The sequence below is a fragment of the Enterobacter sp. 22466 genome (assembly GCF_052044775.1).
Classification (GTDB): domain Bacteria; phylum Pseudomonadota; class Gammaproteobacteria; order Enterobacterales; family Enterobacteriaceae; genus Enterobacter; species Enterobacter dissolvens.
In genome coordinates, this window is record NZ_JBQENX010000004.1 from 387,797 (window position 1) to 408,162 (window position 20,366).

Below are 20,366 nucleotides of genomic sequence, written 5' to 3' on the forward strand. Positions count from 1 at the left end.
GTTCCTTGATCTCAAAATGGCGATCAATATCCTGGCGTAAGGCGGATGAGGGGAAAAATATTGTTAGGTGATAACAAATAGCAGAACGGAATAACGAGAGGCGGCGGGGGGAGAAAAACTCTCTTCCCGGGCGGGAAGAGAGTCACAAACTTATTTAATTTCCAGCTCGTTCATTGCAGCGATGTTGAAGCCGCCATCAACGTGAACCACTTCGCCGGAGATACCCGCGGAAAGGTCAGAGCACAGGAATGCTGCAGAGTTACCCACATCTTCAATGGTAACGGTACGACGAATCGGCGTAACCGCTTCGCAGTGTGCCAGCATTTTACGGAAATCTTTGATGCCAGAAGCGGCCAGGGTGCGGATTGGACCTGCAGAGATGGCGTTAACGCGCACACCTTCAGGGCCCATTGCGTTCGCCATGTAGCGGACGTTTGCTTCCAGAGACGCTTTAGCCAGACCCATAACGTTGTAGTTAGGGATAGCACGCTCTGCGCCCAGGTAGGACAGCGTCAGCAGGGCGGAGCCCGGGTTCAGCATGGCGCGGCAAGATTTCGCCATCGCAACGAAGCTGTAGGAGCTGATGTCGTGCGCGATTTTGAAGCCATCACGGGTAACCGCGTTAACGTAGTCGCCGTCCAGCTGGTCGCCAGGTGCGAAGCCGATGGAGTGAACGAAACCGTCGAATTTGTCCCACGTTTTTGCCAGTTCAGCAAACATGCCATCGATGCTTTCATCTTGAGCAACGTCACATTCCAGAACGATGCTGGAACCCAGCTGCGCGGCAAACTCTTCAACACGGCCTTTCAGCTTGTCGTTCTGGTAGGTGAACGCCAGCTCAGCGCCTTCGCGATGCATAGCCTGTGCGATGCCGTATGCGATGGACAGTTTGCTGGCAACGCCGGTTACCAGAATGCGCTTACCGGAAAGAAAACCCATAGCTTTAATCCTTATATTCATTGCTTGTTTTTTGCCTTGTAAATCATAGCGTTACAGGCAGTATTTCAAAATTATTCGAAATCAGCTCGAAATTATAGCCCACTCACTGCCCCTTGTGTCACGCTATTTCTCGCGCATTGCCCATGAACGGGGTCCCGAAAGGGGCAGACACGGGTGACGCAGGTCTTAAAATTTCGCCATTCGTCCAGTATATCACCCGGGTTAAGCTTCGCCTCATCCAACCAGCGTGGAAGCGTGATCCTGCACAGCGTTTCACCTTTTCCTGGCGCGCTCAATGAAACGCGCGACGACAATAAAGAAAACCGGTACGAAGAAGATGGCGAGAAGCGTACCGCTAATCATGCCGCCGAATACGCCGGTGCCGATGGCATGCTGCGTGCTGTCACTCGCCCCGGTGGCCAGCATTAGCGGGACAACGCCTAGCGTAAAGGCTAACGAGGTCATTAAAATGGGGCGCAAGCGCTGACTGGCGGCCTGGCATGTTGCCGCGACGGTTGTTTGCCCCTCCCGCTGAAGCTGCCTGGCAAACTCGACAATCAGAATGGCGTTCTTGGCGGAAAGCCCAATCAGGGTGATCAGACCAACCTTGAAGAAAACATCATTAGTCATACCTGCAATGGATACGGCTGCAACCGCGCCAATAAGACCCAGTGGAACGACCAGCATGACCGCGAAGGGAATCGACCAGCTCTCGTAAAGGGCGGCGAGAACCATAAATACCACCAGGATTGACAGCACAATCAGGCCAGGAAGCTGTGACTCAGACGCTTTCTCCTGCAGTGAACTCCCGGCCCAGTCGCCTGCGATACCCGCAGGCAGCTCTTTTGCCAGCGTTTCCACGATTTTCATTGCCGTACCGCTGGACTCACCCGAGGCGGCACTTCCCGTAATCCGTATCGCAGGATATCCCTGGTATCGGTTCAACTGCTGAGGCGCAACGTTCCATGACAGTGTTGCAAACGTAGATACCGGCACCATCTGACCTGTCCGGTTTTTTACCGATAAGGTTAACAATTGTTCAGGTTGCATACGGTATGGCGCATCGGCCTGTACAATGACCTGTTGAACGCGACCGTTATGGGTGTAGTCATTAACGTAACTGGAGCCCATGGTGACAGACAGAGTTTGATTAATTTCATCAAACGAGACGCCCATGGCCTCTGCTTTTTCCCGGTCAATCTGCAGTGCAAGGCTGGTTCCCTCAGGCAGGCCATCAATGTAGACATCATTCAGTTCAGGGCGCTGATTTGCATGCTGAACAAACTCATCGGCGGCATTTTTTAAGGCCTGATATCCCAGACCCGCTCTGTCCTGCAAGTAGTAAGTGAATCCGGATGAGGTCCCCATATCCGAAATAGCCGGAGGAAGTAAGCTCATTGTGACGGCATCAGAAACGCCAGCCATGCGGGACTGGATAGCGTCTGCTTCCCCCTGGGCGGTGATCCCTTGTCGATTTTTCCAGTCCTTAAGCGTGGTAAAGGCCATGGCCGAGTTAGGGCCGGAACCCGAAAAGCCAAAGCCCAGGATCATGATGTTGCTTTCAATCGCCTGTCGCGATGCAATTTCCTCTTCAAATTTTTCAACCACTTTAAGGGTACGCTGCATGGTCGCGTCAGAAGGCAGTTGCAGGGATGATATGAAGTAGCCCTGATCTTCATCCGGCAAAAATGAGGATGGCAAAGAAGACAACCCCATAAACAGGGCAGCGCAAAGGGCAACATACAGCAGCAGCATGCGCCCCGTTTTTTTTAGCACCGCGCCCAGGCTGGACGCATACACTGCCGTGAGGGCATGGAAATGGGTGTTAAACCAGGTTGCAAATCTTCCGGCACCTCTCTTGTTCGCCGCGTGGGGCTTGAGTAACGTGGCACAAAGCGCGGGGGTCAGCGTCAGCGCGAGGAATGCCGATAACAAAATGGAAATCGCCATTGAAATACAGAATTGTCGATAGATGATCCCCACCGAACCCTGCGCAAAGCCCATCGGGATAAACACCGCCGTAAGCACCAGCGTGATACCCGCTATGGCAGGAGTGATTTCATGCATGGCCTGCCGCGTTGCTTCGCGTGGGGAAAGCTTTTTTTCTTCCATCAGCCTTTCGACGTTTTCGACAACGACGATGGCATCATCAACGATAATACCGATAGCCAGCACCATCCCGAACATGGTCAGAATATTGATGGAATAGCCGCTAAGCAGCATTATTGTAAAGGTGCCCAGCAGCGCCACGGGGGCGACAATTGCCGGAATAAGCGTGCAGCGTATCTTGTGCAGAAAAAGCAGCATGACCAGGAACACCAGTACCATCGCTTCAACAAATGTCTGAACCACTTTCATAATTGAAAGCTTTACGAAGGGCGCCGTATCAAAAGGCACCGTGAAGGTCATTCCCTCCGGAAGCACGTGAGACAGTTCATCAATCCGTGCCCGCACCCCTGAGGCGGTACTGATGGCATTCGCGCCCGGCGACAGCTGGATTGCGGCTGCCGTCGCCGGAACGCCGTTTTCGCGAATACCGTACGCATAGCTTTGTAGGCCGGACTCAATGCGGGCAACGTCCGACAACTGCAGGCGGGCCCCTGTGGTATCGGATTTAAGGGTAATATGGCGAAATGCCTCGACCGAAGAAAGTTGTCCTTTAACCGTAATCGGATAAGTCACTCCCTGGCCTTCTGTTGCCGGTTCATCGCCCGTTCTGCCGGGGGAAACAATGGTGTTCTGCTGGCTGACCGCGGTAAGCACATCGCTTACCGACAGCCCATAGCTATGAAGCTTCATCGGATCGAGCCAGATACGTAGCGCTTTCTCACCACCAAAAAGCTGGACTTTGCCAACCCCCGGCACGCGGCGAAGTTCATCGCTGATATTTCTGGCAAAATAATCGCTCAAATCCGCTTCCTGAAATGTCCCGGAGGTGGACTTTAACCCCACCATCATCAGAAAACCGGCGTTTGCCGCCTCGACGTTAATGCCGTTTTGCCGGACCGACTGAGGTAGGCGCGGCTCGACAATCTTTATCTGATTCTGGAGATCCATCTGCGCCAGTTTGATATCGGTGCCTGGTTTAAAGGTCACCGTAATCGAGGCTGAGCCGGTGGTGTCACTCGATGATTCAAAATAGAGCAAATTATCCACGCCGGATATTTCACGCTCGATAAGGGAAACGACCGACGTATTCATCACATCAGGACTGGCGCCGGGATACGAGACAGTAATAATAATGCCTGGCGGCGCAACAGCCGGATACTGCGCCACCGGTAGCCTGGGAATCGACAATACCCCTGTCAACACAATAAAAAGCGCCACGACCCAGGCGAAAACAGGACGATCAATAAAAAATTGCGGCATAAAGATTACTTCCAGTCAACTCACAGTAAAACGCATCAGGTGTGCGATGTCTCATCACTGGTCGATACCCGCTTGCCGATGTCTCTGAGTTGTGAAAATTTCTCCAGCAGTTGCGGGGCGTCATCCAGGCTTGTCGCGAACATCCACATGTACGTCATCACGGAATAAATGTGACCGGCGGTAATCCCCGTTGTGTGGGTCATCAGGATGATGGTCAGCGTAAAAAGCAGGGCGATCAGCGAGCCAATCAGTAAATATCCCCACGCTTCGCGGTCAGAGAGCGCAATACGCAAGTGTGCAAGCGTAGAATAATGACGTTTGAGGGTCGCAGAGCCCGCTTTATGTACATAATCGACCTCTTTCTCAAGGCGGTTATTGAGGCGTCTGAAGAGCAATTCATTCTTATGGGTGAAACCGGAAACAAATCCCATCAGGATCAAGACGACGATGGTGCAGACGATGCCAGCCCAGAATTCAATGATCAGCAGCATAATGGCTGCACCAAAAAGCGAACTCATTGAGGTAATGAGCATGGGCAGATGCATTTCAAAGAAATCCACGAACTCACGCGACAAGGTAACTCTCGCCGCGATTGTCGAATGATTAAGCTGGTATTTTCGCTGAGCCAGCACAACAGAGACCGCAAGCCCGGCGTAAATCCGTGCGAAGGTGCGCGTGTCCACGCTGCGCCTGGCGGCACCAATGCACCAGATAAACAGGACCATTAGCCCATACAGTGCAGCGCTCACGGTATCCCCGGCGAGAATGGCATTTATCGCAATCCCCGCAAGTACGGGATAGAGTAAAAAGGTCACATTTTCGGCAATAACCAGAAAGAAGGTAATAAACAGCTTCTTGCGGTGTCGCACGGCAAGTGCCTTGAGCGAGCCAACAACCCCGGAAACGACCGGAGGACGATGAGTATTTTTAAGGATCATATTTTCGAGTTATTAATGCCAGAGAGCAGGGGAATTCCGTCAGAAATTTATCCATTAACCGTTACTTTATACAGCGCATGTTTAGTACTGATGTGCAATTTGTGGAGGTTATATGGAGACAGTAAACTTAAATCATCCTTAACATGAGATAAATGGGTGAGCCAACAAAAAATATAATGAGAAAACATTCGCAGTAAAACACCAGATCGGCGATATCAGGTGCGATGTTTAACAAAATACTGAAAATGATGATCAGGTAGATAAAAATCAATGCCAGGCACAGGGCCATGACAAGGAGTTCCGACAATCCGCCTCCTTTATGTTGAATCGCAAGAAAAAACGATGTTGCTGCGATACAACCATAAATAACAGGTGAGGAGATAATGGTTGTCGCCACTTTTTCATCGACTTCATGTATCAGGATCATCCAAAGATGCAATAATCCCCACGATACAATAAGAAACAAACATGACGTGCCAACGTTAGCAGGTGAGACATATCTATTAATATTCATTTTGAGTGTCTTTGGGTATTAATGAAAGCAATTGATAGACCGAGCCACATACGAGAAGTTCAATGGTTTATTCTCTTTGGTCGCTTTTTTTTCTGAATAAAAAGATTCAACTGTTTATATGGAGTGTTTATATCCGAAATGTGGAGAAAGTGTGGAGGCAATAACATCAAGGGTTTTGTTTTTTGCAGGAATGCTTATAAAAAAGTCACAACACAACGGCACTTTTTTGTCATGCGTAGGTCTGAGCTTTTTATAAAATGGCGCTTAGCATGATTTCGCAACATAAAAGAGACGCCTTCCCGTACCTGTGGAGAGAAAATGTACCAAAATAATTTAATTCTTGTCGCCGAAGATGAAGATGAAATCGCCGATATACTGATGAGCTACCTGCAGCGGGCAGGAATGAAAACCTTAAGGGCAACAGATGGTGCGCAGGCGATTAACATGACGCGTCTGCATAAACCGGATCTCATTTTGCTGGACATCCAGTTGCCGGTATTTGATGGCTGGAGCGTCCTTACCACGCTGCGCCGGGAGAGTACGGTGCCCGTCATTATGGTCACCGCCCTCGATCAGGATGTGGATAAGCTGATGGGGTTGCGGCTGGGCGCTGACGATTACGTCATAAAGCCATTCAATCCCTCTGAAGTTGTCGCGAGAGTGGAAGCCGTACTGCGCAGAACGAAGGCCAACGTTCAACAGGTTGCAGCAATGCCGCTCCGGACATCCTTTATTACGGTCTACCCGGATGATTTCTATATTGAAGTCACGGTTGGGGAGGAGGTGGTATGTCCTGTATTGACCACCACAGAATTTAAACTGCTGACCTATCTGGTCAGGAACCCGAGAAAGGTCTGCTCCCGCGAAGAGTTACTTAACGCCTGTCTGCCGGAGGGCGATACCTTAGACAGAACGGTGGACAGCCACATGAGTAAGCTGCGCAAAAAACTGGAACTTGCCGGTCTTCATGGTGTGCCTGAAAGCATAAGAGGGATGGGTTACCGGCTGGGTGACAAGAAATGAGTAAAGAATCTGTTCTGAGCCGCCAAATCTTAACCTATATGGTTACGCTGGCATTGATTATTATTGCCATCGCTATTCTGGGCTCCTGGCTGTTTTACAGCTTCGTGCTGGATTACCTCCCGGGAGGTACCGCCGCTGGCAGCGAAGAGAATATGACGATGTGGGACTGGTTGTGGCTCGTAACGGTCTCGACAATCAGTTTGATGATCTCTCTCTTTTTGACCGTAAAACTGTCATCACGAATTCTGACGCCTTTGAACGCGGTAGCCTCCAGCCTGAAACGCATTTCTCAGGGCGATTTGGATGCCCGGGCCTGGTGCGCGAGTTCACAGCTTGGCGAGATAAATCATCTCGTCAACGACTTCAACGAAATGGCTGAAAAATTGCAAACGCTGGATATTCAGCGCAAATCCTGGAATGCGGCGATTGCGCATGAACTGAGAACACCCGTCACGATTTTACGTGGGCGGCTTCAGGGTCTTGTCGACGGTGTGTTTGCACCAGATCCGGCTTTATTCAATAACCTGCTAAAGCAAACCGAAGGTCTGGCTCGCCTGATAGAGGATCTCCGTGTTGTCAGCTCGGACGGCGGCGCGGGTTATACGTTATGCAAGAGCGAAATCGATCTTAAGGACACCCTGGAAACAGCACTTGAGACCTTCAGGCCTGAGTTTAAGCGTAAGCAATATGATATTCATACCGAACTTAAAACACAGCGGTGTATCTGCGATCCGCTACGTATTAATCAATGTCTGACCGTGTTATTTGACAATGCGCTGCATTACTCGACATCACGTAAACTCATCATAAAAAACGGGGTGTATGGTAAAGAAAATTACATCCTGATTCAGGATGAGGGGCCAGGCATACCCCGGGAATTTCATGATTTTCTCTTCCAGCCCTTTCAGCGCGACAAAGGGGCCAGACAACTGAATCCTGAAGGCTGTGGTTTAGGATTGTCGGTGGTAAAAGCCATCATGCTTGCGCACGGTGGCGATGTTACCTATGTTCTGACGAAGCGAAACCACTCGCTATTCAAATTAACCTGGCCGGTTGCGGCATGACTCAAATGAGCCTGTTTGTGACAGGCGTCATTTGCCACATTTCGCCCAACCTGGCGTCCCATTCCGGGGGCGTGATGGTAAGTTTGCCTCGTTTCGGGCTTAACGTTATTTCACTAAAATAGATTTCATCCTGCGTGAGCATGAGATCGACACGGCAATAATCAATCCCCTGGGCCAGGTCTTGCGCCGCCAGCACTGCCTCCTGATAAGACGCAGGTCTGGGGATGTCCTGCGGGGTGTTAGGATATTCCATCTGGAAAGGCTGCAATTGCCAGTGCCGATCGTAAATGTTGATAAATCCATTGCCGCTTTCATCGGTAAAATCCGCTTCCACGAACTGCGCGATGCCATGAAAACAATGGATCCTTAACATCTCTGATGTTGTGCTTTTGTCGGTGTTATTAAACAGGTCGATGTACTGCTCGCACAGAATAACAGGAAGGATGTTTTTATATTGCCATTCCCTTGTGGTGTAATATAAATTTCTCTTTAATGCCAGCCGGAGTTTGTTTTGCGTTTTTTTGAGGTCAAACTCTGCTTTGTTTGTGCATATGACCGCACTTCCACTGTCATGGTTGCATTTTAATACAAATTTATTCGGCAGTTTCGTCAGGTCAATGTGCTCAACGCGACGGTATACGCCAATCAATGGCACTACGTTTAGTCGTTGCGTTCTCGATAGCACATATTCCCTCACCGCCAGTTTATCAGCCAGCAGCGTATAGTGTGAATTATGGTCATAGACCAGTCGATGACAAATTTTTTCGTTCAGGGTAGCAGGTGATTTTATATCAAATGTGTCACCGTGAATTTCTTTGAGACGGGACAGATGAAAGTTAATGTCAGATATTAAATAAGACCGACACTTCCTGAGCAGATACTCCAGGCTTTTTAAATAATATGTGATTTTGTTCATTCTTTCCTCCGAAATATCTGCATATTCTGAAGGAGAAGGATTGATTTTTATTGCCTGGAGTATGGAGGAGAAATGGAGAGCCGCTTATAAAGCGGATGGCGATGTGCAACGCAAAATAAAAGGATTAAACGTCCTGTTTAATCCTTTGACGTTCTGAGTCGAAATATTCGCTGTCGCGGGAGACACCTGACGGGCGGTTACCGATCCTTTCTCCATGCATCAGCAGTTAGCGCTTCACCAAAATGTCCGGCAATCAGGCGTTTTGTTAAATCGTGGAGTGGGGAAGCCAGCACATCCGCCGTGCTGCCGCGCTCGACGACCTCACCCTGGTGCATGACCATCACCTGGTCGCTGATATGTTTCATCATGCCAAGATGTTGCGTGACGTAGATATAAGCGATCCCCTGTTTTTCCTGCAACTCGAGCATCAGGTTAATTAACTGCGAACGCATCGACATATCCAGAGAGGCGAGGGCTTCGTCAGCAATAATCACTTTCGGGCGCAAAATCAGGGCACGCGCCAGGCCAAGACGCTGCTTCTGACCCGGGGCCAGCATATGCGGATAGTAACTCTCGTGATCGGGCAGCAGCCCAACCATACGCAGGGTTTCAAAAATACGTTTACGGCGAGCGTCAGGCTCCAGATCGGTATTCAGCCGCAGCGGGAAATCCAGGATCTGCGAAATGCGCTGGCGCGGATTAAGCGAGGTGGAGGGATCCTGGAAGATCATGCGGATACGCTGGCTGCGGAAGGAGTAATCACCGAATGCCAGCGGATGATCGTCAATCAGCACTTCACCGCCGCTTGGCTCGACCATGCCCGCCAGCATTTTTGCCAGCGTGGATTTGCCGGAACCATTCTCGCCAATGATCGCCAGGGTCTGTTTTTCGCGCAGCGTAAAGCTCAGCGGCTTCACGGCCTCCACGGTCTGGCGGTGGAACAGCCCAGTGCGATAGCGAAAGGTCTTACTCAGGTTGCGCACTTCCAGTAAGGTTTCGACCATTTCACTCTCTCTCCATGTTCAGCGGGAAATGACAGGCGTAAAGGTGGTTTTTCGCCCCCGTCAGACGCGGCGTTTCAATACACTTACGCTGTGCATACGGGCAGCGTGGCCCAAGACGACAGCCTATCGGCAATGACTCCAGCAGCGGGATCGCACCGGGCAGCGTGTTCAGACGGCTCTTGTGCGGCATGGCGCTGCCAAAATCCGGGATTGCACGAATCAGCGCCTGCGTATAAGGGTGGTGCGGCGTGGTGACCAGATCTTCACTGGGGGCGGTTTCCACCGTTTGCCCACAGTACATCACATCAATTTTATCCGCCCATTTGCTGAGCATTTGCAGGTCATGGCTGATCAGCAAAATGGTGGTGTTGTTATTCTGATTCAGCCGCGTCAGCAGGCGGAATATCTGTGCCTGCGTGGTGGGCTCCATTGCGTTTGTAGGCTCATCCGCAATCAACAGACGCGGCTGATTGGCCAGCGCGATGGCAATCATCACTTTCTGGCATTCACCGTCGGTGAGTTCGTAGGGGAAACTGCGCATCGCGTCTTTGTGATCTTTGATCCCGACGCGATGAAGCAGCTCAATGGCGCGGCGTTTTCGCCAGCCGAAACGCTGCCACCAGCGGCCTTTATAGGTCCAGCCGGGAATGTTCTGCATCAGCTGCTTGCCGACACGCTCGGATGGATCAAGACAGGATTGTGGCTCCTGGAAAATCATTGAGACGTTATGACCCACCAGCTTACGACGCTCGCGTGGAGAGAGGCGCAGCAGGTCAATATCATCAAAACGCATTCGGTCGGCGGTGACGCGCCAGTTGTCCTTCGCAACACCACAAATGGCTTTGGCGATGAGGCTTTTCCCTGAGCCGGATTCACCGACCAGCCCGCGTATTTCGCCTTCTGCAAGGGTAATACTGATACGGTCGACGGCCTTAACCCAGCCTTCACCGGTTTTAAACTCGATGGTGAGGTTGCGGATATCAAGAAGCGGCATTATTGCACCCCCGCATTAATTGCGCGGCGAATACCGTCGCCCAGCAGGTTAATCAGCAACACGCTGACCATGATGGCCGCACCCGGTAACATGACCGTCCAGGGGGCAACGTAGATAAGCTCCAGCGCATCGCCCAGCATCGCGCCCCATTCCGGTGACGGCAGTTGCGCACCCAAATCGAGGAAACCCAGCGCGGCGATATCCAGAATCGCCATCGACAGGGCGCGGGTGATCTCGGTGACCAGGCCGGCCGCGATATTTGGCAGGACGGCAAACCACAGAATATTGAGCGTGGTAGCGCCGTCCAGACGGGCGGCAACGACATACTCTTTCTCCAGCTCGTCATGCACCATGCTGTAAACAGAACGAACAATACGCGGCAGAATAGCCAGCCAGACGGCGAACATGGCATGCGAAAGGTGCGGCCCGGCAAAGGCCACCACGATAATTGCCAGCAGCAACGACGGGATAGAGAGCAGGGTGTCCAGAATGTGGTTCAGCACCGCCGAGCGCAGACCGTGTGTCGAGCCGGCAAAAATGCCCAGCGCAAGGCCGCAGACTGTGGCGGCAAGCGTCACCACAAACGCACCTCCCACCGTCGGGGCGGCGCCGCTCAGCAAGCGGCTCAGCACATCACGACCCAGATCGTCGGTGCCCAGGAAGAAGGAGACCTCCCCATAGCGCGACCACGACGGAGGTAACAACTGATAGCCGAGGAACTGCTGGTCGATACCATAGGGGGCAAACCACGATCCAAACACGCAAAGCAATACCAGCCCGGCACAGCCGTACAGGCCGATCATTGCCGTGGTGTCACCATAGAATTTACGCCACACGGTACGTAGCGCACCGGGCGTGCGCTTTTCACTGTATACGCTATCGTAGGGCATATGAATCCGTTTTAAGTTTGTTTGTCATGCTTCATGTCTTTTGAAAAATTCCGCCATTATCAACATCTTGCCTACTCTAAGTGCTTTATTTTTGTATATCGCGCATTAATTTGAAGGTTATCAATTTACGCAAAATGTGTACACTATTGTGTATATCTTTTCCCGGAGTGTACACATTGCTAACCGATACAAAACTGAGAAAAGCTCTTGGCAAAAAGAGAGACAAAATCGAGGTCATTTCAGACGCTCACGGCTTGAATGTCAGATTGTCTACATCCGGCAGTATAACATTCTTTTACCGCTACAGATGGAACGGAAAAGCGGCTCAATTGACGATCGGCGATTATCCGACCATATCATTAGCTCAGGCGCGAGAGCGTCGACAGCAGTTCAGAATCTGGCTTAAAGAGGGGTTCGATCCGAGACGACAGACCGTACTGGAGAAACAGAAAAGAACTGATGCGATTACCGTGAAAGAAGCCTTTGATTACTGGGAAAAGCATTACTGCGTTCCTGAAGGCCTGGTAAAAATCCACGTGAACCGCCGGGACTTCAACAACCATATCAATCCTGTGCTGGGGAATATGCTTGTAGATCAGACCACAAAGGCACATTGGCTTAGCCTGTTCGACGGTATGGGAAGAAGGGTGGTTACAGGGCAAATGTTAGGGTTGATGCAGCGTGTTTTTCGTTTCTGCTCTAACAGAGGAATAATCAACCTTAACCCAATTGAGAGTCTCAGGCGATCTGATGTGGGGCTTACCGCGGCAGTTAAAGACCGAAGATTGAGCGACGAGGAGATCAAAACTGTCTTGAATGCTTTGCCTGAAATGAGGGAACGACAACAGCTGATCATGAAATTTCTCATTCTGACCGGTTGTAGGAGTACGGAAATAAGAACGGCAAAGTGGGAATGGTTCGATTTTATGGATCAAACATGGACCATTCCAGCAAGTGATTATAAAACAGGTAAATCTGTCAGGAGAGCGTTGCCGGATGCTGTTGTAAAGATGATGAAATCTCATAAAGAAACATCATTGTCAAACTATGTTGTTACGTTGTCACGCTATAAGGGGCCAGAGGATGACAGGCCGCCTCTTCAGCCTAACGTTGCGTTATTTTCTGCCCAAATAATTTCCAAGACAGGAATGAAGCCGTGGTCCCTCCATGACCTTCGACGAACAGTGGCGACGCGACTTTCTGAATTAGGTGCGCCGCCACATGTTGTTGAGAAACTGCTTGGACATCATATGGCAGGTGTCATGGCGAGGTATAACCTGCATGACTACATTGATGATCAGCGCCATTGGCTTGCGGTATGGCAGAACCATTTGGAGAAACTGGTTGGTCATCCTCTGGTTTGATGCCCACTTTTTCTTCCCACTCCAGGAGGTCTGAAAGTCTCCAGCGCTTCGGGCTTCCATTTATCTTCGGCTTCGGAAATGGTTGTGAAAAATATGCCGGCATTCTGGAAGGGGTGCTCCAAAAGTACAGCGTGCTCCGCGAAATTTTGTATCTTGATAAAACTTCACTGGTGATCAAGATATCAACATTCGTATAAGTTGTTTCATTCATATTGCACCTCTCAGTTGCATTGTCCCGGCAGATTGCGCAGCCTGCGGGCACCATTCATGGCTGTCGCAACGTAGCTGGCCCGGCGGTTAACGACTTCCACTGTTACCTTTATTCCATCAACCACTACGGTGTATGTGGTCTTGGTTTTCTGTCTGGCGAATTCACCGTAAGTTTCGACGTGCTTCGCGAGAGCGGCATCACATGCCTGGCGAGCCAAAGGGGATTGCTTACTGCGATTAATCAGTCGCATTTCTTCTCCTTGAGGGAGGGTTTACCCTCCCAATCTCGTTAGTCCACGTATTCCGGTTTCATATCCGCCAGGGTAATGCTGAACTGACCATGCAGCTCGTCACCCAGATGGCGTTTGGACGCTGCAAGAACGCGCTCAACTTCTGCGAACCGCGCAGCTGCATCGGGCTCATCTGAAGCTGGTAAGGAATTGATTGCTGCTTCGACTTTGTTCCTTGCATCAACCAGGTAATAACGCTTCACGGCCTTGTTTTTCAGCTCAGTGAACAGGGCAGAACCCAGCGTTGCTTTCACGGTTTCAATATCTGCGCGCAGAGCTTTAGCGCTATCCACATCCTGAGCCGCCTCGATACGGTCACGAAAATCATCAGCAAGTGCATCAATATTTTGAGCTGATTCCTGAGCCGTTTGAGTCGTAGTGACGTTGTCACCTGAAATATCAGCGAGGCTAACGTGCTGCGCCGGTGCGGGGTTTACCTCTCGTTCTTCACGGCGATCATCGAGTTCATCCGGGGTATAAACGCCCAGAATCACATCCGGGCAGAACAGTCTCGCCCAGCGTTTGACGGCCAGGTACGCCAGTTGCTGGCGTGGGTCGTCATCGTCCTGCAGTTCGTAGCGTTTGCACCAGGTGTAATCCACGGTGCTTTCTTCCGGGAGGTCGTTATACACCGGGAAATCGGTGCGAACCGGTTTGGCGTAATCCTTACCGCGGCCGGTTTCAATACCAGCATCTTCCAGTTCAACATCTAGCTGCAGGTTGGCACGGGCTTCTGATTTCGCAGTGAACCAAATCACTGCGTCTTCTTTGCCAGATTTCTGCGTAGCCTTAACTACATAGAAAAATTCCATGTGAGATCCTCTTTTTTGGATGTAAGATCCCCGGGCCAGATATAGCGCCCATTGGGTGAACTTTGGTTTTTTAAGTAGTATTCCGGTGTAACTTTGGTCGGGAGCACCGGACGTATGGGCCGCCTTGCGCGGCTTTTACGTTATGCCTCGTGGGCCATCTGGTCGTACGAAGCACAACGCTCAGAGCAGTATTCTTTTTCTTTGCGCGCCAGCTGTGCGCCGTTGCGATAGAGAAGGGTACTTTTAACTACTTCCTCCGGTTCAACCGGCTTGCCGCAGTACCCGCATTTCGTTGAGCTACACATCTGGATTCCCCTTTTGCGCCAACAGGTAGCACAGGCGGCGAAGGAGTACCTCGAAGAAGTTCAGCTTTACGGCCTGTTGCCGTCCTGGTTTGCGTGCGAAATCAATCATTCTCACCCTCGTTTGCCTTATCGCCGGCCAGCGGAACGTTTACACCTGATGCGCGTTAATCTCTCCACCTCATCCGACTCTTCGTATGCCGTCGGCGGCTACTTTGTGGGCGTCCTGCCTTGGTGGTTCGTAGTGCGTCTTGGTGAGTTAGATTAAATCACTGGTTTATATCCATGTCAACTTATGCTTAATGTTAATTGTAAATCTGAGGTTTATATTTCTGGTTTTTGTGACGTATCTGCCGAATCGCAGGCAAAAAAAATCCCGACGCAAAGGTCGGGATGGTGAAGTTCTGGGCGTTGGTTTGGCGGAGAAGTTGAAGGGTGAGGGTGTAAAAAACCCGGCTCGACGGCCGGGTGCTGGTTAATGTTTCGTGTTTGGCAGTTCGGGCCTTTGTAGATTTTCCAGGACCTCAATCGCTTTAGCATTTTCGATAACTTTCTGTTGAACCTTATCTGCGAGATATTCCTTAAAGCCTTTTGGAACATACTCCTCCCTAAGCCATCTGCGAAACTCTCCTAACGCTTCTTCGGGATAATATTTGCTGGCAGATTGCCGGCTTTACTCTGTGGGAACCAATCAGGATAAACGTGAGGATGTTTCTGTATATCCCCATATTTTTCGCTCAAATTGTTACGCTTCCAGTGATTTGACCACCGACTTCCAACGCTAATATCTGGAACGGTTCTGGGACCTAACTCAAAACCAGCATTAATTAATGGGACGGTAATATCCACCATTTCCCGAAATACGCTAAAGAAACCAGCAGGAATTTTATCGTTCAGCAAAATCCTTTCTTGAAAGCATTTCCATGCGCCCGTTATTGGATTTCTCGGATCGATTCCTACGCTGCGATAAATGTATTCTTTGAGAGTTTGCCTTGCCAGAAGACGGTAGTTCTTTCTCGCAGTTGAGCTATCAACTTGAGAGGCATCGAATGCGTAATATTCAAGGATAGACATGCAGACGGCATCAGGATAAGCATGGCTATCACCGAATGCGCCACCATTAACAACGGAGTAAAGCTCGTTACCTTCAAATCCATTCTCAATGAGAAGTTCGGCAATTCTCTTACCCCTTGGCTTATTCCTTTCGATTAGCCAATTAGTGGTTAACGGGAGAAGGGTGGTGTGGTCTACACCACAGAGACGAGCTAAGCCGCGAAGACTGAGAAATGGCGTGCCATCATTAAGAACACCCATTTGAACGCCATTCACTTCGACCTCTTTTACTGGGAATAATGCCATTTCTTCTTGGTGGGGCATTAGTTCATTTTTCATCGTATCCCTCTGAATAATAAGTAATTAAAGTGGTGGTCGAAATGCATGAATCATTCGTTAGTTATCAGCCATAAGCCACTCAGAACAACTCAATCTTCCTGCGACCGGATCCGGCCCTTCATGTACTTCTCATACAGTTCATCCAGCTCCTTCAGGCGAAGCGCAAAAATGCGGAGCATGTTCTGTTGCTCTTCTTCCGGCAACTGGCGATAGAGCTCAAGCAGGCGCTGTTCGTCCGGCTTAAGCCCGTCTTTCTCCCCAACGTCCTCACCAAGTAGCCAGGCGACAGAAATGCCTACAGCGTCGGCTATGGCCAGTGCCGATTTCTTACTAATCACGCCTTTTTTGAACCAGCCGTTTACGGCCTGAGGAGTGACTCCAGCTATTCGTGCCATGTCTGCTTTTGTAACGCCGCGATCAGTGATCTCAGTAAGGCGCTCTACCAGAACGAGGTTGGGTTCTTCTTTTCTCATAGGGTCATTGTAAATATTTGGTTTATACACACAATAAATCCAAAGTTTGCTTGATATATAAATCTGTGGTTTACTTCTGCTATCATTAAGTAGGAGAAGCACATGTCCGCACTCGATAAAGCAATTAAAGCCGCTGGCTCAGCCAGAAAGCTCAGCATCGCGCTTGGTGTGACGAGTATGTCTGTAAGTCATTGGAAGAATCGTGACCAAGGGATCGTCCCGCCAAGTTATATCTTCCCGATTTTCAAAATGACAGGCGTAACGCCCCACGAACTACGCCCAGATCTCTATCCAAACCCAACTGATGGTTTACCCAAACAGGAGCCTTAACTATGCAAACTGTTTCATTTCAACAGAGTAGCAGAGCTTCCTCTAATCCAATGATATTCCAGTGTCATCAAAGCGAATCGGCAGTGCAGGATATTGATCATCGCGATATCTGCTCAGCGGTTCGAGCCTGGGCAGCGGCAGAAGGGCGCGTAGCTGTTGCGCTTCAAATCCAAGAGGCGGCGGAAGAACTTCAACTTGATGGCGTTGATTTCTCAGGCCAGGCCGATGTGTGGAACGTTAAGCTGTTCCGCTGGCTGGATAACAAAGAAGACTCTGCTTCGTACCGGAGAAACGTCGAACAACTGGTGCCCGCGATCATGTCTGTATTACCGCTTCGATACCGCGACCGTGTCGTAAAGAACGACTCGTTCGCGTATCGCATGGCAAGGTTGGAAAAAGAGGTGAGTGAGGCGAAGCAAGCTCTGATGCTCGATGCACCGAAGAAGGAAAAGTTGAAGGAGTTAGGCGAGGGGATTTTTGAGATGTTCCGTGTCGATCCGGACCTTACGGCACCGCTGCTGGCGATGGTCACAACCATGTTGGGGGCAATGTGAAGACTTCAGAAAAGGCGAAAGCCGGTCTGCGCAAACAGAACCGACTTTCAGGTGCAAAAACGGAGTGTAATTGCGGAGCTAAGTATGTCAAACACAGCTGAAATTATCAATTTCCCCCACAGAACCGAACAACCGGGAGGTCGTATGGCCGACCTGTCGAACGGGTATACCAAGGTCGCTAACGAGATCCAACAGCTCAAGCCTCGTCTGAGAATGTCAGGCCGGGAGTGGCAGTGTTTTGAGGCGGTGATCTGGCTTACCTACGGCTGGAACAAGAAACAGGACCGCGTTACGAACACGGTGATTGCCGAGCTTACAGGGCTGAGTGATTCCCACGTTTCGGATGCGCTCAAATCGCTCGCAGATCGCAAAATTATCTTCAGTCAGAAGCAGGGCGTGATGAAAACGGTCGGTATAAATACTGACCTTTCCGCCTGGATTTTAGACAAGCCGAAAACGGGAAAAACCTTCCCGAAATCGGGAAAAGTGTTACCGAAAACGGGAAAAACCTTCCCGGAAACGGTAGACACCCAAGACTATAACAAGAACAATAATAAAATATCCTCGTCTCGGAATTCTGACGAATCCCGAAACCAGAAAACTCAAAAGTTTCTCTCTCGCCATCCTGAAGCTGCCGACGGGATATACACCCCGGCAGGTAAATCATGGGGATCCGCTGACGACCTCAAGGCCGCACGCTGGATTTACGACAGGCTTCTCACCGTCAACGCATCGCTATCCGAACCAAACTGGGCTGAATGGGCAAACACCATCAGGCTGATACGTGTCCAGGACAAGCGTACTCACTACGAAATCTGTGACCTGTTCCAGTGGGCCAACCGAGATGAGTTCTGGAAAGACAACATCCTGAGTCCCTCAAGTCTGCGAAAGCAGTGGGATCAGCTCACCACCAAACGGCTGCGTGCAACCGGAGCGGTAAAACCATCCCGGGGCGGCATTGACTTGCATAACACCGACTGGATTGACGGGGTGCTGGAATGAAAAACCTCGCAGAGAACATTCGCAGTTTTGACCGGGAACAGGCTCGGCGCGTGGCGCACAACTTGCCAGAGCAGTACACCGAACGCGAACAAACGCAGCAGGTGGCGCAGATTATCAACGGCCTGTTTGTACAGCTGGCGGCCGCGTTTCCTGCAAGCCTGGTTAACCGAAGCCAGGACGACGTTGACGAAATCCGCCGCCAGTGGGTGCTGGCCTTCAAAGAAAACGGGATAAACACCATGGAGCAGGTTGAAGCCGGCATGCGTATGGTACGTCGCCAGGAGCGTCCATTCTTGCCATCGCCTGGCCAGTTCATCAAGTGGTGCAGGGAAGGGCGCTGCGTGCTGGGGGTCACCACCGCAGACGTGATGGCTGAATACTGGAAGTGGCGCAAGCTGGTGTTTCGGTACCCGAGCAGTGAGCAGTACCCCTGGCCGAAGCCGGTTTATTACCACATTTGCCTCGAGCTGCGGCGTCGCGGAACTGATGGCCAACTCAGTCACAAAGAGCTTGAGCGTGAGGCCGGTGATATTCTGGATAGGTGGGAAAAGCGGGTGCTAGCCGGGAAGCCGATTCCGCCTATTCGTCGGGCGTTGGCTGCGCCAGTTGCTCCGAAAGGGCCGACACCGGCGGAGCTTTTGAAAACTAAATATCAACGGATGAAAGCAGATGGCAGGGCATAGTGAGGAAATGGTCTGTTATGAGCGAGAAGCGGACTCTACCGTGGATTTTATCAACACTCAGGGTTTGCTTTTAAAAATTGTTATCCAGTTTTACTGCATGAGGTATCCCATAATTGTCCTACCGTTTTACTCATTTTTTGTCTCTTTTATCTATGACATCAATGGTTAAGATTACAACGTCTGAGCAGACGTACTAATTTAAATTCTGTCATTCAGTCGTAGCGATTCTGTGAGGCATCTTTTTATTTTAAACAACTCAAAAAGGTGGAAATAACGATGAAGCGTCCAAACTGGTTTCAAGTTTCCGATAAAGGTGGCAAGGCTATAGCAGCGCTCCATCATTACGCCACTACTGGTACAGGTTTACCTGCCGAGCTGATCCATTTAATTTTTTTAAGAGTTTCCCAGATCAATGGTTGTGCACACTGCATAGATATACATACTCGCGATCTTATCAAGAGTGGCATGTCCGTCGAAAAGATTGTATTGGTGCCTGTCTGGCGAGAAGCTACCTATTTATTCTCGGATATAGAGCAAGCTGCCCTCTCATGGGCGGAAGAAGTTACCCGTGTTAGTGAAACACATGCTTCCGATGAAGCATATTCCGCAGCGCTTTCTGTATTCGGTGAAAAAGATTTGGTTGAACTTACCATTGTTATTGCCACCATGAATGCCATTAATCGTATGGGTATTAGTTTTCGAATGAAGCCGCTTGCTAAAGCTTGACAGATGTAAATAGCTCCCATAAGGGACTCTGGAGCTATATTAAAGTCTGCTTCTGGCACACAAATGACATCCCAGCCTGTGCATGACCGTAAAAACTACCTTCACTTGATAAGCCGCTTCGGGTTATGACGAGGCGCTTGTGTGACATGCTGGAAAACCAATTTAGGCGTTTACTGAAAGCCTGGTTGTCCTCAAGTGAAACGACCCTTAGAAATTTCTATGGCGAAATAATCACATAAGTCTTCTCCACGTGTGTTATAAGTGAGTTTGAAATCGCCACCACTGGCGGTTAAGAGGCATCTGATGAAACTACGTATCACAAGAGCAATCGGCCTCAGCAAGTTCTCGCCACGTTGGGTTAAGGTTATCTGTTTACGGTTGACTAAAAACGATATTGAGCGCTCCCTCAACGCTCTTCTGGCCACAATCGATGAATCTGAACTTACCCCTGAGCAAGTTGTTACCAACGGTGCAAAACTGATCCACCCCAGCGGTTGAAAATTGATCCAGGGGTTAATCTGCTCCTCTGAATACAGGGGAGCTTATGATCACTTTTGAGATTCGTATGGAAATTAAA

The 20,366-nt window shown here is 50.2% G+C and carries 20 protein-coding genes and 4 pseudogenes; 9 read left to right on the forward strand and 15 right to left on the reverse strand.

What is annotated here, in order from left to right; translation table 11 throughout:
• Positions 1-150 precede the first annotated feature (150 nt).
• The 4 genes from fabI to crrC form a co-directional block, all read right to left on the reverse strand.
• A complete protein-coding gene (gene fabI, locus ACTJJI_RS14085) occupies positions 151-939 on the reverse strand; it encodes an enoyl-ACP reductase FabI (protein WP_014832208.1) in 789 nt (262 codons plus the stop codon).
• A 273-nt stretch (positions 940-1,212) separates the two neighbouring features.
• The gene (locus tag ACTJJI_RS14090; RefSeq protein ID WP_440654508.1) at positions 1,213-4,308 is read right to left on the reverse strand and encodes a multidrug efflux RND transporter permease subunit; all 3,096 of its coding nucleotides are present in this window, start codon (positions 4,306-4,308) and stop codon (positions 1,213-1,215) included.
• 35 nt (positions 4,309-4,343) lie between these two features.
• The gene (locus ACTJJI_RS14095; RefSeq protein WP_047361586.1) at positions 4,344-5,246 is read right to left on the reverse strand and encodes an ABC transporter six-transmembrane domain-containing protein; all 903 of its coding nucleotides are present in this window, start codon (positions 5,244-5,246) and stop codon (positions 4,344-4,346) included.
• A 127-nt stretch (positions 5,247-5,373) separates the two neighbouring features.
• On the reverse strand, positions 5,374-5,760 hold the full coding sequence (crrC, locus tag ACTJJI_RS14100) for a colistin resistant protein CrrC (protein WP_063411390.1): 387 nt from the start codon (positions 5,758-5,760) through the stop codon (positions 5,374-5,376).
• Positions 5,761-6,078: 318 nt separating this feature from the next.
• Between crrC and ACTJJI_RS14105 the strand changes: the two genes are divergently transcribed.
• Both ACTJJI_RS14105 and ACTJJI_RS14110 read left to right on the forward strand, forming a co-directional pair.
• Positions 6,079-6,783 (forward strand): response regulator, encoded by a 705-nt coding sequence (locus tag ACTJJI_RS14105; RefSeq protein WP_153907262.1) that lies wholly within the window; start codon positions 6,079-6,081, stop codon positions 6,781-6,783.
• Entirely contained in the window at positions 6,780-7,847 is a 1,068-nt protein-coding gene (locus tag ACTJJI_RS14110; RefSeq protein ID WP_046887723.1) for an ATP-binding protein, read from the forward strand. Before ACTJJI_RS14105 ends, ACTJJI_RS14110 begins: the two co-directional genes overlap by 4 nt.
• A 1-nt stretch (position 7,848) precedes the next feature.
• On the opposite strand, the gene ACTJJI_RS14115 is transcribed toward ACTJJI_RS14110, so the two are convergent.
• The 4 genes from ACTJJI_RS14115 to sapC all read right to left on the reverse strand — a co-directional run bounded on the left by ACTJJI_RS14115 (position 7,849) and on the right by sapC (position 11,651).
• A complete protein-coding gene (locus ACTJJI_RS14115) occupies positions 7,849-8,763 on the reverse strand; it encodes an ATP-grasp fold amidoligase family protein (protein WP_440654511.1) in 915 nt (304 codons plus the stop codon).
• A gap of 197 nt (positions 8,764-8,960) precedes the next feature.
• Positions 8,961-9,767 carry a putrescine export ABC transporter ATP-binding protein SapF gene (gene sapF / locus ACTJJI_RS14120; RefSeq protein ID WP_014832201.1) on the reverse strand — a complete coding sequence of 269 codons (807 nt, stop codon included), beginning with the start codon at positions 9,765-9,767 and terminating at the stop codon, positions 8,961-8,963.
• A gap of 1 nt (position 9,768) precedes the next feature.
• Positions 9,769-10,761 (reverse strand): peptide ABC transporter ATP-binding protein SapD, encoded by a 993-nt coding sequence (sapD, locus tag ACTJJI_RS14125; RefSeq protein WP_014832200.1) that lies wholly within the window; start codon positions 10,759-10,761, stop codon positions 9,769-9,771.
• A complete protein-coding gene (sapC, locus tag ACTJJI_RS14130; protein ID WP_014832199.1) occupies positions 10,761-11,651 on the reverse strand; it encodes a putrescine export ABC transporter permease SapC in 891 nt (296 codons plus the stop codon). The genes sapD and sapC overlap by 1 nt, the downstream gene beginning before the upstream one ends.
• 134 nt (positions 11,652-11,785) lie before the next feature.
• Between sapC and ACTJJI_RS14135 the strand changes: the two genes are divergently transcribed.
• On the forward strand, positions 11,786-13,015 hold the full coding sequence (locus ACTJJI_RS14135; protein ID WP_440654531.1) for a tyrosine-type recombinase/integrase: 1,230 nt from the start codon (positions 11,786-11,788) through the stop codon (positions 13,013-13,015).
• A gap of 221 nt (positions 13,016-13,236) precedes the next feature.
• Here ACTJJI_RS14135 and ACTJJI_RS14140 read toward each other — a convergent pair whose 3' ends face one another.
• The 7 genes and pseudogenes from ACTJJI_RS14140 to ACTJJI_RS14170 form a co-directional block, all read right to left on the reverse strand.
• Positions 13,237-13,476: a DUF4060 family protein gene (locus ACTJJI_RS14140; protein WP_014832196.1), complete on the reverse strand. Its 240-nt coding sequence runs from the start codon at positions 13,474-13,476 to the stop codon at positions 13,237-13,239.
• A 38-nt stretch (positions 13,477-13,514) separates the two neighbouring features.
• Positions 13,515-14,072, reverse strand: a pseudogene (locus ACTJJI_RS14145) (recombinase RecT); the annotation flags it as partial.
• Positions 14,073-14,075: 3 nt separating this feature from the next.
• A pseudogene (locus ACTJJI_RS14150) lies at positions 14,076-14,327 on the reverse strand (RecE family exodeoxyribonuclease); the annotation flags it as partial.
• Between the two features lie 140 nt (positions 14,328-14,467).
• Positions 14,468-14,632, reverse strand: coding sequence for a YdaE family protein (locus ACTJJI_RS14155; protein ID WP_047958764.1), 165 nt, complete (start codon positions 14,630-14,632; stop codon positions 14,468-14,470).
• Positions 14,625-14,780: pseudogene (locus ACTJJI_RS14160) on the reverse strand (hypothetical protein); the annotation flags it as partial. The pseudogene ACTJJI_RS14160 and the gene ACTJJI_RS14155, both read right to left, overlap by 8 nt.
• A 324-nt stretch (positions 14,781-15,104) precedes the next feature.
• Positions 15,105-16,021 (reverse strand): annotated as a pseudogene (locus ACTJJI_RS14165) (hypothetical protein).
• 89 nt (positions 16,022-16,110) lie between these two features.
• Positions 16,111-16,524, reverse strand: a complete 414-nt coding sequence (locus ACTJJI_RS14170; RefSeq protein WP_226834641.1) for a helix-turn-helix domain-containing protein — start codon at positions 16,522-16,524, stop codon at positions 16,111-16,113.
• 72 nt (positions 16,525-16,596) lie between these two features.
• On the opposite strand from ACTJJI_RS14170, the gene ACTJJI_RS14175 reads away from it, so the two are divergent.
• The 6 genes from ACTJJI_RS14175 (at position 16,597) to ACTJJI_RS14200 (ending at position 20,287) form a co-directional block, all read left to right on the forward strand.
• Complete coding sequence (locus tag ACTJJI_RS14175) at positions 16,597-16,824, forward strand: transcriptional regulator (protein WP_029882071.1); 228 nt, start codon at positions 16,597-16,599, stop codon at positions 16,822-16,824.
• A 2-nt stretch (positions 16,825-16,826) separates the two neighbouring features.
• Entirely contained in the window at positions 16,827-17,378 is a 552-nt protein-coding gene (locus ACTJJI_RS14180) for a toxin YdaT family protein (protein ID WP_440654515.1), read from the forward strand.
• Positions 17,379-17,462: 84 nt separating this feature from the next.
• Positions 17,463-18,380: a replication protein gene (locus tag ACTJJI_RS14185; protein ID WP_440654517.1), complete on the forward strand. Its 918-nt coding sequence runs from the start codon at positions 17,463-17,465 to the stop codon at positions 18,378-18,380.
• Positions 18,377-19,063: a replication protein P gene (locus tag ACTJJI_RS14190; protein ID WP_319881274.1), complete on the forward strand. Its 687-nt coding sequence runs from the start codon at positions 18,377-18,379 to the stop codon at positions 19,061-19,063. The genes ACTJJI_RS14185 and ACTJJI_RS14190 overlap by 4 nt, the downstream gene beginning before the upstream one ends.
• Before the next feature lie 276 nt (positions 19,064-19,339).
• Positions 19,340-19,789, forward strand: coding sequence for a carboxymuconolactone decarboxylase family protein (locus ACTJJI_RS14195; protein WP_014832179.1), 450 nt, complete (start codon positions 19,340-19,342; stop codon positions 19,787-19,789).
• Positions 19,790-20,092: 303 nt separating this feature from the next.
• On the forward strand, positions 20,093-20,287 hold the full coding sequence (locus tag ACTJJI_RS14200; RefSeq protein WP_440654519.1) for a hypothetical protein: 195 nt from the start codon (positions 20,093-20,095) through the stop codon (positions 20,285-20,287).
• Positions 20,288-20,366 lie beyond the last annotated feature (79 nt).

Coding starts and splice junctions, on each gene's coding strand:
- ACTJJI_RS14195 (WP_014832179.1), top strand. CDS start 19,340: ATGAAGCGTCCAAACTGGTTTCAAGTTTCCGATAAAGGTGGCAAGGCT.
- ACTJJI_RS14190 (WP_319881274.1), top strand. CDS start 18,377: ATGAAAAACCTCGCAGAGAACATTCGCAGTTTTGACCGGGAACAGGCT.
- ACTJJI_RS14140 (WP_014832196.1), bottom strand. CDS start 13,476: ATGCGACTGATTAATCGCAGTAAGCAATCCCCTTTGGCTCGCCAGGCA.
- ACTJJI_RS14175 (WP_029882071.1), top strand. CDS start 16,597: ATGTCCGCACTCGATAAAGCAATTAAAGCCGCTGGCTCAGCCAGAAAG.
- sapC (WP_014832199.1), bottom strand. CDS start 11,651: ATGCCCTACGATAGCGTATACAGTGAAAAGCGCACGCCCGGTGCGCTA.
- fabI (WP_014832208.1), bottom strand. CDS start 939: ATGGGTTTTCTTTCCGGTAAGCGCATTCTGGTAACCGGCGTTGCCAGC.
- ACTJJI_RS14155 (WP_047958764.1), bottom strand. CDS start 14,632: ATGTGTAGCTCAACGAAATGCGGGTACTGCGGCAAGCCGGTTGAACCG.
- ACTJJI_RS14110 (WP_046887723.1), top strand. CDS start 6,780: ATGAGTAAAGAATCTGTTCTGAGCCGCCAAATCTTAACCTATATGGTT.
- ACTJJI_RS14105 (WP_153907262.1), top strand. CDS start 6,079: ATGTACCAAAATAATTTAATTCTTGTCGCCGAAGATGAAGATGAAATC.
- ACTJJI_RS14135 (WP_440654531.1), top strand. CDS start 11,786: ATGTGTACACTATTGTGTATATCTTTTCCCGGAGTGTACACATTGCTA.
- sapD (WP_014832200.1), bottom strand. CDS start 10,761: ATGCCGCTTCTTGATATCCGCAACCTCACCATCGAGTTTAAAACCGGT.
- ACTJJI_RS14090 (WP_440654508.1), bottom strand. CDS start 4,308: ATGCCGCAATTTTTTATTGATCGTCCTGTTTTCGCCTGGGTCGTGGCG.
- sapF (WP_014832201.1), bottom strand. CDS start 9,767: ATGGTCGAAACCTTACTGGAAGTGCGCAACCTGAGTAAGACCTTTCGC.
- ACTJJI_RS14115 (WP_440654511.1), bottom strand. CDS start 8,763: ATGAACAAAATCACATATTATTTAAAAAGCCTGGAGTATCTGCTCAGG.
- ACTJJI_RS14180 (WP_440654515.1), top strand. CDS start 16,827: ATGCAAACTGTTTCATTTCAACAGAGTAGCAGAGCTTCCTCTAATCCA.
- ACTJJI_RS14185 (WP_440654517.1), top strand. CDS start 17,463: ATGTCAAACACAGCTGAAATTATCAATTTCCCCCACAGAACCGAACAA.
- crrC (WP_063411390.1), bottom strand. CDS start 5,760: ATGAATATTAATAGATATGTCTCACCTGCTAACGTTGGCACGTCATGT.
- ACTJJI_RS14200 (WP_440654519.1), top strand. CDS start 20,093: ATGAAACTACGTATCACAAGAGCAATCGGCCTCAGCAAGTTCTCGCCA.
- ACTJJI_RS14095 (WP_047361586.1), bottom strand. CDS start 5,246: ATGATCCTTAAAAATACTCATCGTCCTCCGGTCGTTTCCGGGGTTGTT.